Source organism: Streptomyces sp. (genome assembly GCF_036566765.1).
Taxonomy (GTDB): domain Bacteria; phylum Actinomycetota; class Actinomycetes; order Streptomycetales; family Streptomycetaceae; genus Streptomyces.
In genome coordinates this window covers 1-2493 of the sequence record NZ_DATCVQ010000196.1, presented here as the reverse complement: position 1 = coordinate 2493, position 2493 = coordinate 1, and the positions used below count along the sequence as shown (strand labels likewise).

The 2493-nt window shown below is 69.7% G+C and carries 2 protein-coding genes and 1 pseudogene; all 3 read right to left on the bottom strand.

Annotation, left to right across the window (positions count from 1 at the left end):
* Positions 1-208 precede the first annotated feature (208 nt).
* Complete coding sequence (locus tag VIU94_RS10980) at positions 209-595, bottom strand: hypothetical protein (protein WP_331910152.1); 387 nt, start codon at positions 593-595, stop codon at positions 209-211.
* Positions 579-1868, bottom strand: a complete 1290-nt coding sequence (locus VIU94_RS10975; protein ID WP_414720922.1) for a serine/threonine protein kinase — start codon at positions 1866-1868, stop codon at positions 579-581. Before VIU94_RS10975 ends, VIU94_RS10980 begins: the two co-directional genes overlap by 17 nt.
* Before the next feature lie 411 nt (positions 1869-2279).
* Positions 2280-2493 (bottom strand): annotated as a pseudogene (locus VIU94_RS10970) (hypothetical protein); the annotation flags it as partial.

The following is a 2493-nucleotide window of genomic DNA, read 5'->3' as shown; positions in this document are numbered from 1 at the left end:
GGCCCAGACGAGGACATGGGCAAGGCGCTGGCCGGCACGCCCGCGCCGGGAGCCGACCACGGACCGGCGTCGGCACGGAGACGGCCGACACGATCCTGCTGGGCAGGGGTGACGTTCACCGAGTGGGCCCCGGACACTCGCCGACGGTGACCAGTGGCGAGGACGACCTCGCGTTTCACGGTGGCCGGCGGGCGGGCGGCCTTCACCGTCAGTTCGCGGGCGTGGGCAGGGAGTCGGTCTTCCACAGCGTCAGCTCGGCTGTGTAGCCGGGGACCTTCGGGTCGTCGCGGGTTCCGTAGGGCTGCACCTGGGTGATCTTCATCATGGCGAGGTTCTTGCCGCTCGTGGTGCCGCACAGGATGTCGCCCTTGACGAGGAGCGAGTCCGGGCCGTTGAGGTACAAGGCGTCGAGACCGTCTCCGAGTGGGTGCTCGATGATCCCTTGCGCGCACTGCTGAGGAGTCGCTCCCTCGCTCTTGCCGAAGTCCCCCCACTTGAATCCGATCGACTTGCCCACGACCGTCTGGAGCTCCTCGATGGAGGTGGTCTTGTCCTTCACGGGGACGTTCTTGTCGAGGTCAACCGCGACGATCATCTCCCCCTGCTGCGTGCCGAACCGGATGGTGTCCGGAGCGCCGATGACCTCGTACTTCGCGTTTGCCAGATCGGTCGAACCGGTGTCGCTGGGCTTCCCGGCCCCCGGGTCCGCCCCCACCCAGCCGATGGCGTCCGCAAGAGCCCACCCGCCGCCCGCGAGCGCTGCGAGGACGCCAACCGCGATCCCGACGATCAGAGCGGGCTTCGGCCGGTTGCCAGGTGCCCTCGGCGGCCCGTGGGGCGGGGCATGCGGCGACGGCTGCTGTCCCTGCGAGGCGGCCTGCGTGGGCGCGTAGGCCGGGTGCGACGGCGGCGTCTGCGGACCGGCGGCCTGCGTCGGAACGTACGTGACCGGGTGCGCGGCCGGAGGCGCGGCGCCCTCCGGCTTGCTCATCGTGAAACGCGGCGCCCTGCGGCTGCGCCGCCCCTGATGCCTGCTGCGGCTCCGGCGGGTTCTCCGCCGCCTGCTCGCGCCGCGCGATCTCCCCTGCCAAGGGCGCGGGCAGCCAGTTGCCGAAGTCCCGCAGCGCTCGCCCGGAGGCCTGCGCACACCAGTCGGCGAGCGCGGCGGGCAGGGGGCGCTGCGCAGGATCAGCCTTGAGGCAGGCCTCCAGGAGCGGACGCAGCGCATCGGGGTAGCCGCTCAGATCCGGCGGGCGCTGCTCGGTGTTGGCGATCGTGGCCGCGATGGAGAACCCGGACCCATCGCCGTAGGGGTGGCGGCCGGTCGCCACCATGGCCGCGATGAGGCCGAGAGCGAAGATGTCGGTCGCGGGAGTGACCGTCTTCCCCAACGCGTGCTCGGGCGACATGAATTGCGGTGTCCCGACGAAGCCGCCCGTCTGAGTGAGCTGAGTGGTGTCCGTGGCGCGCGCGATGCCGAAGTCGATCACCCACGGGCCGTGCGAACCCAGCAGAATGTTGCTCGGCTTCAGGTCACGGTGCATCACCGAAGCCGCATGCACCATCCCCAGCGCGTGCGCCGTGCAGCCGATCAGCTGGAAGACGGTGGGCAAGGGCAGCGGCCCAAAGGCGGCCAGCGCCTCGTCGAGGGGAACCCCGGGCACGTACGCGCTGGCGATCCACGGCTGGTCCGAGCCCATGTCGTGGTCCACAACAGGCACGATGTGGTAGCCGGACACCCGGCGTGCGGCCTGCACCTCGGCCTCGAAACGCGCCCGGAAATCTGGATTCTGCGCGAATTCGCGGCGGATCAGCTTCAGCGCGACGGGCTGACCGCCCCGCGTCCGTGTGAAGTACACCGCGCCCATTCCGCCCTCGCCGATCTTCGCGGCGATCCGGTAGCCGGAGACCTCGCGGGATCATCCGGCCCCAGAGGCTTCAATACCTCGTCATGAGCGTGCGGCAACGGTTCCCCCTCCGTTGTACGCCGGGGGCGGAGCCCCCCGGCACCGTTCCAGGCCGCAACAAGCAGTCGCCTATGGGTGAGCTGCGGGTCGGCCTGCAAAAGTGATCGAAAACGAACCTACCGTGCCAGTCGACCCGTTGTCCGATGCATGTGTACGGGTCGACCGGCTGGGCGCCCGCCCCGGCGTGCCTCGCAGCGGCGCGGCCCTGGGCTCGCGCCAGCACCGCACGATTCAGGAAGGAAGAGCCGCCACTTGCACCGGCCCGCCACTACCGGGTCTGTCAATCGAACGGTGTAACGAGGGTGGTTGGGGCTACTGACGGGCTGCTGAGAGGCGGCCGTCGAAGGAGATGTCGAAGGCGTTCAAGGCGGTCTTCCAGCGCATGGTCCAGCGGGCCTGTCCCATGCGACATGGTCCCACGGGCCTGTCCCATTTGCCCGTGGGGTCCAGGGACGTGATCGCCGTATAGACGCACTTCAGACACGCGGTCTCGTTCGGGAAGTGTCCCCGAGCCAGACGATGTTCA